General features: G+C 45.9%; 5 protein-coding genes and 1 pseudogene. 3 read left to right on the top strand and 3 right to left on the bottom strand.

All coding sequences use genetic code 11. From position 1 onward, the window contains the following. Window positions 1-372 precede the first annotated feature (372 nt). Window positions 373-576, top strand: a complete 204-nt coding sequence (locus CLOSYM_RS00100; protein WP_003498636.1) for a cold-shock protein — start codon at window positions 373-375, stop codon at window positions 574-576. Between the two features lie 142 nt (window positions 577-718). On the opposite strand, the gene ggt is transcribed toward CLOSYM_RS00100, so the two are convergent. Beyond that, on the bottom strand, window positions 719-2,443 hold the full coding sequence (ggt, locus tag CLOSYM_RS00095) for a gamma-glutamyltransferase (protein ID WP_021640467.1): 1,725 nt from the start codon (window positions 2,441-2,443) through the stop codon (window positions 719-721). A 1-nt stretch (window position 2,444) separates the two neighbouring features. Continuing rightward, complete coding sequence (locus CLOSYM_RS00090; RefSeq protein WP_003498640.1) at window positions 2,445-3,818, bottom strand: sodium:solute symporter family protein; 1,374 nt, start codon at window positions 3,816-3,818, stop codon at window positions 2,445-2,447. A 336-nt stretch (window positions 3,819-4,154) separates the two neighbouring features. Here CLOSYM_RS00090 and CLOSYM_RS00085 point away from each other — a divergent pair, with 336 nt between their 5' ends. Then, window positions 4,155-4,835 carry a GntR family transcriptional regulator gene (locus tag CLOSYM_RS00085; protein ID WP_003498643.1) on the top strand — a complete coding sequence of 227 codons (681 nt, stop codon included), beginning with the start codon at window positions 4,155-4,157 and terminating at the stop codon, window positions 4,833-4,835. A 119-nt stretch (window positions 4,836-4,954) separates the two neighbouring features. Here CLOSYM_RS00085 and CLOSYM_RS00080 read toward each other — a convergent pair whose 3' ends face one another. Continuing rightward, window positions 4,955-5,755 (bottom strand): hypothetical protein, encoded by an 801-nt coding sequence (locus CLOSYM_RS00080; protein ID WP_003498644.1) that lies wholly within the window; start codon window positions 5,753-5,755, stop codon window positions 4,955-4,957. 205 nt (window positions 5,756-5,960) lie between these two features. Here CLOSYM_RS00080 and CLOSYM_RS23920 point away from each other — a divergent pair. Next, window positions 5,961-6,351 (top strand): annotated as a pseudogene (locus CLOSYM_RS23920) (hypothetical protein); the annotation flags it as partial.

Raw genomic sequence — 6,351 nt, 5'->3', positions numbered from 1 at the left:
TTTCTGTGCATCGCGAAGCGTGTTATTGTTCGCACCACGCCGCTTTTTGGCGGAGGGTGAACAGTAACGATTGAGGGTTCCGGCCTCCCGGCGCCGGCTTAGACGGGGCTGCAAACCGGAGCGGGTTTCGGTCAGGCCTTAGAGAAGACGGCAGGGCAAATCGCGTTTATACTAAAATATTGCTAAATCTGATGTAAATTTTTAAATCTTTCTTGACAAAACCGCCAGAGCGTGCTATATTAAACTCGTATTTTTGATAAAGCTTTGATTTCACATATTTGTTGTAAATCGGTTTGTTGATTTACAAAGATATGTGATTTTTTGTTTTATATAGAAAATATAATAAAAATAATATAATAGGAGGTATCTTTCATGAATAAAGGTACAGTAAAATGGTTTAACTCACAGAAGGGCTACGGCTTCATCAGCGACGAGCAGGGCAACGATATTTTCGTACATTTCTCCGGTCTTGCTATGGACGGCTACAAAACATTAGAAGACGGACAGTCCGTTTCCTTCGAAGTTACAGAAGGCGCTCGTGGATTACAGGCTGTTAACGTAACTGTTAACAACTAATAAACCATATAAAAAAAGTTTCTGCTGAAAGCCCAGGGGCCGACAAGCGGAAACTTTTTTATTTCACAGTAAAATTCTTCGCTTTCTTCACCGTTTCGTATAGGCCGTCTCCGGCGGCCTATACGAAACAGCCAAACCTGCGTCAGGAAATCTCCTGGCTGATCCCTTCTAAAATAATATTTCCATTTGATAAGAGAACGCCGCCGCAGCCGTCCACTCTCTTTGTTCCGGCTGCATAATACTCCCCATCCTTAAGCATAACGCTGTTGACCATTGTGCTCATCGCCTGATCCGCTTCTATACATACGGGTTTATGCCCTCTCTCTTCAAGCAGCCTGAGCGTATCCTGAGAAATACCGAATTCCGCCTCCAGTCCCTGCTCCCTTGTAAGGCAGTTCACATATGGAGCATTGACAAGCTGTTCCGGATTCATATCAAAATCAATTGCATTAATGATTCCCTGAAGAGTTCCTGTAATAATTCTCGGTCCGCCTGCCGAACCAATCGCCAGATACGGCTTTTTGTCTTTCAGGACAATGCTCGGACTCATGCTTGACAGAGGCGTTTTTCCTCCCGCAATGCTGTTTGCGTTTCCATAAGCCAGGCCCTGGCTGGTCATGGCCCCGGCGGCGGCTGAAAAATCAGACATTGCATTATTCAGTACAAACCCCAGTCCCTCCACTGCAATTCCGCTTCCAAACCAGTCCCGTACGGTCTGCGTCTGAGAAACTGCATTACCAAAACGATCCATTATAGAAAAATGAGAGGTGTTACCCGGATACTCTTTTGCCTCAATGCCCTCTGCCGGTGCATATTCTCCGGCATGTCCGCCAATCAGCCGGAACCGTTTCGCCGCATAAGCTTTCGAGGTAAGACGCTCCGTGTCAACCGACACAAAATCAGGATCTCCCAAAGCGGTGCTTCGGTCGGCAAAACCCAATTTCATTGCCTCCGCAATTGCATGAATACTGTCTGCCGTATTATGTCCCATGGCCCTTAAATCCTTCTGTTCCAGGATGTTGAGCATCTCAATCAATGTACAGCCTCCGCTGGGAGGTGCAAACGACACCACCTCATAGCCGCGGTAATCCGTATATACCGGCTCACGGTATTTAGGAGCGTAGTTCTCAAGGTCTGCCGTTTCAAAGCATCCCCCCCTGCTGTTAATCACCGATACAATCCGCTGCGCTATCTCCCCGCGGTAAAATACATCGGTTCCATTCTCAGCTATCGTCTCAAGAAGTACTCCCAGCTCAGGATTCCTCTGGATATCGCCAAACCGGTAAAATTCCTGCCCATTCTTCAAATACAATTTCCGGAATCCTTCCGATATTCTCATTTTTCTCTTAACGGAATCATCATACATGGTCAGGGCGCCGGTGTAACTCGTGCCAAATCCTTCTTTCGCATACCGGATTGCAGGAACGCTGACTTCTTTTAACGTCATTGTGCCAAATCGTTTCAGCATGTCTTCCATCGTTTTCAGTAATCCGGGAATCGCAACCGACTGTCCGCCAAGATCCTTCCATTCATCCTGCACTTCCCCGTTTTTCAGGAACAAATCAGGTCCGGCCTGCACAGGCGCTGTCCCTCTTCCGTCCAGGGCAAAAATCCGGCCCTCCTTTTCGCAGTAGAGAAGGCTGAAGCAGCCTCCCCCTATTCCTGAATGATGTGGTTCCACAACCGACAATGCCAGCGAAACGGCTGCCGCCGCATCAAAGGCATTGCCTCCGTTTTTCAGTATCCAAAGACCGGCTCTCGCCGCATAACTGTTGTTGCAGCTCACAGCGCCGTAATCTCCGTGTGCGGCCGGTTTCTCCCAATGAGAAGGCCACATATAAATCTGTTTCTTTTGCTCCTGACACATATTAAACTATCTCCTTTTTGCTCGTCATAAGCGAGACAATAATTCCAACTGAATATGTAACAACCACAACCGGATAAACTGCTTCCATCTTATCAGTCAACCCAAGAAGCATCCAGGAAATCCCCACTATCATGCCTGTCAGCATGCTCCAGAATGCGCCCTGCTTCGTACACCGTTTCCACATTAAGCCTGCCAGAATCGAAAAGCTGACCGGCGCCGCCGCTACATGCTGCAGTGTTAAAAACAGGTTGGTAAGTGACTGACTGGGAATCAGAAATGCAGGTATCAGGGTAAGGTAGGCAAAAATAAAGGTTACCGATTTGGATATCTTTAATACCTTCTGATCTCCGGCATTCCGGTCAATTTCCGTCTTGTATATATTTGTAATAATAGTGCCCGTCGCCAGCATCATCGTAGCCATTGTCGCAGCGATAATCATGGTCGCAAAGGCAAATATAATTCCGGCAAACACGGGACTGCTGAAGGTTTTAATTGCATATGCAAAAGCCGTCGAACCGTCGCCCAGGTCTGCACCGGAAGCTTTTGAAAGCATACCACAAATTGCCGTAAAAAAACAGATCGGCGCCGCAATCAGATAGCCCAGAATTGAACCGGTTCTTGCAGCCTGAGGGCTTTTTGCCGCCAAAAGCGGCTGAAGCACTGCCTGCATGACTGCCGTACTGATACAGCCGCCCAGAATCCATGCAATAATTCTCTGTGTCGGCATATTCCCCATAGAATTATAATTTTCCGGAAGCTGTTCGAATAAACCGCCGAGTCCGCCAAAGCCGGACAGGGTCGTAACCGTGAAAATAATAAGCAAAATATAGATGCCGATACAAACTACGCGGCCTACGGCAGATGCGCCTTTCATTCCTGAAAAGCTTGTATACAGTACGGCAACCGTAACGCCAATCAGCATCGCCGCCATCATGTTCATGCCCGGCAGCACGATCTGGATGATGCTGGCTACCGTCTTAAGCTGAATCGGAATATAAAGAAATCCATAAACAATCCAGGCATAGGAATACAGGCGGGTGGTTTTCGTATCAAACCGGTTCTGTAAATAGGCAGGCACTGATTCCCCTGGCATTCTCTCCCGGATAATCTTTGCAAATACTGCCAGCGCGATAAAATAGAACGACCCGGCAATTGAATACCAAGCGCCGGAAATTCCCAAATTATAGCCGTTTTGCGCTGCGCCTACCACTGCCATGCCGCCAATCTGCCACGCCGCAAATATACAGCCCAGAGAAACGGCTCCCATCGTCTTGTCTCCGCCCGACCATTGATTTGCAGATTTGATTTTTGTACCTGCGTATACTCCGATACCAATAATTAACAGGAACGTAATAATCCATACTGCGACTAACATACTTCTCCTCCTTTATTTGCTCTACACTGTGTACTCAGTTCCTGCAACATGCCACTGAAAAAACCCGCCTCCCCTCTCAGTAATATATTACATATTACATTCTACATATCTATAATATAGACACGAATCTGACGATTGTCAATAATTTTTTTGGATTTTAACTTAATATACAATTTTCCGATCATTTTACCCAGGGAATGTTTGTATAATTTAAAATTCTCGCCAAACACTCCTGCTGATTTCATTGCAATTTCCCTGTTTTATCGTTATACTACTCTTATTAATATGTAATATATTCTGCTCCAAAGGGCGGATTAATGGGAGGGTTTAATAATTATGAACGATGAATCTCTGCTGGGCGGAGGATATATCCAAACGAATACATTTAAAGAACAGGCCTATGAACTTATCAAGGATGCCATCCTTTACAACCGCTTCCGTATTGGAGCCATCTACTCTCAGGAAGCAATCTGCAACGAATTGAGAATCAGCCGTACTCCGGTGCGGGAAGCATTGCTTGAGCTGCAAAAAGAGGGATACGTCTGTTTCTGCCGCGGTAAAGGTGTGAAGGTAGTCCCTGTCACAGAAAAAGACGCAAAAGATATTCTGGAGATGCGTATGCTGATGGAAAAGAATAATGCCAGACTGGCCGCACTGCGCAGTACGGACGAAGAAATAAACGGACTGATCCGGTGCCTGGATGAACTCAAAAACAATCTGGAATCCAGGGACAGCCGCTCCCTCTACCGGATCGATCATAAGTTCCACCGTGACATTGCCGCCGCCACCCATAACGGCTGGATGCACCGCGAGACGGCGATGCTTCTAAATAACTATCTCCGTTTTGAGGTAAAATCCGTATATAACAACTCTATCGATGCCGAAATCGTTTTAAAAGAACATCTGGCTATCGGAGCCGCCATACGGGACCGTAATCCTGAAAAGGCGGAACAGGCCGTGGCCCGTCATCTGAACAATTCTTTCAAACGGACACAGCGGCAATTGTGGGAGGAATAACGGTTCCGCTGCCGGGGATATATTTGATATGGCTCCCGGGGAAATGGGTAATACAAAGCCCGTCCGGTCATGAATCTGTTCATCAAAGAATCCCGCTCGCGGGATTCTCCGCGGAGCGGTTATACAATCACCCGCCATCTCATTCCCAACGCTTTAACCCATGTACCATCATGAGATTTTGGCCTTTCCTTCAGATATTCATCGTAAAAATACACTTCTAAGTTGTCAATGAAAATAGATGCATTAAATAAATCACCCAAATAATTTTCTCCCGGCGGTACCAGCCGGAGCAGCCTGACCGACTCAAAAACTATCTCAATGCTGTTTGCCCAGCTACTGTCAAACACCATTCTCAGCTTTTTGGCACAGGAGGGTGACAAATACATTGTTCCGCCTTCCATATAATCGCCACTTTCATAGTGGATTTCCCTTATAACGGAATCATGAAATCCGCCGAAATAATCCATCAAACTGTTTATATCACAGCTATCCTCTATGTAATTCCATCCCTGCAATTTCGTATCGGGCACCACTGCATCCGCTCTGTAATCAGGCAATTTCCGTCTGGCTGTCAGTTCTGCCAGCCATTCCTTCTGCTCCAATAAAAACGGGCATCCCCTGAAAGATAATAACGGCGGATGATGGTATTTTTTCTCCAGGATTAGATTAAGGTCTAACAGCTCCTCTTTCTGTCTGTATTCCCACTGCATCCCCTCAGGAAGGGGATTACTGTCAATACATTCGACATTCACCCGGTAAGGCGGCTCCGATGTATAGTCAAGATAGTCTATCAGATAAAATATCTGTTTACCACCCTCACATTTTCCGGCAATATACCTGTCTCCACCGAAATTTACAATCCCATAAATCTCTGACCGATAAAAGGTTTGACTGGCCTTATCAAAAATTCTGGCTCTCATTTTCCATTTCACTCCTTTCCTGTTCCATCTCTACTTAAGTAAATTATAGATTAAATTCACATCAAATTACAATATCTCAATTACGGGCAATCGTTGCAAAACTGCATTTTACCGGTAAGGAAAGGCTATTTGCAAATTGCTTTGACCTCACAGATTATTTCTGTTTTGCATACAATGTAATAAAATCTTTTATGGTGACTCCTATATGAGCAACGATCCACGCGGAACGATAATTCAGCAGGGAAATGTCCTGCGGATCAATAACGCCTTTGTAGAAGAAGCTTCATGTACCGATAATTCTAACGGATTTATCCTGGTCTCCTATGCTGTTCGCGAAGGGAATAACACTTCCATACAAATTCTAAGATTAAATCTCAATAGAAATACCAGTATCTTAACATCTTTCGGCCAAAAAATGTGCATATGCTGCCTTCAAAGGGGAATGTGGGTAAACGTCGTGTTCTCGTCCGCCATGACTATGAGCATCCCTCCTCAATCCAATGCTTTGTTAGTGGTTGTTCAGGGGAATTTTCTTCCTCCATGGCCTCCCCAGCCGCCAAGGCCTCCAAGGCCTCCGCAGCCTCCATGGCCTCCAA

This window comes from [Clostridium] symbiosum ATCC 14940 (assembly GCF_000466485.1).
GTDB lineage: Bacteria > Bacillota > Clostridia > Lachnospirales > Lachnospiraceae > Otoolea > Otoolea symbiosa.
The sequence above is the reverse complement of the archived record's forward strand: the minus strand, read 5'-3'. Positions and strand labels throughout refer to the sequence as shown.

What these genes read in the sequence shown, in the direction of transcription:
- ggt (WP_021640467.1), bottom strand. Translation starts at nt 2,443, where the DNA reads ATGTGTCAGGAGCAAAAGAAACAGATTTATATGTGGCCTTCTCATTGG.
- CLOSYM_RS00080 (WP_003498644.1), bottom strand. Translation starts at nt 5,755, where the DNA reads ATGAGAGCCAGAATTTTTGATAAGGCCAGTCAAACCTTTTATCGGTCA.
- CLOSYM_RS00090 (WP_003498640.1), bottom strand. Translation starts at nt 3,818, where the DNA reads ATGTTAGTCGCAGTATGGATTATTACGTTCCTGTTAATTATTGGTATC.
- CLOSYM_RS00100 (WP_003498636.1), top strand. Translation starts at nt 373, where the DNA reads ATGAATAAAGGTACAGTAAAATGGTTTAACTCACAGAAGGGCTACGGC.
- CLOSYM_RS00085 (WP_003498643.1), top strand. Translation starts at nt 4,155, where the DNA reads ATGAACGATGAATCTCTGCTGGGCGGAGGATATATCCAAACGAATACA.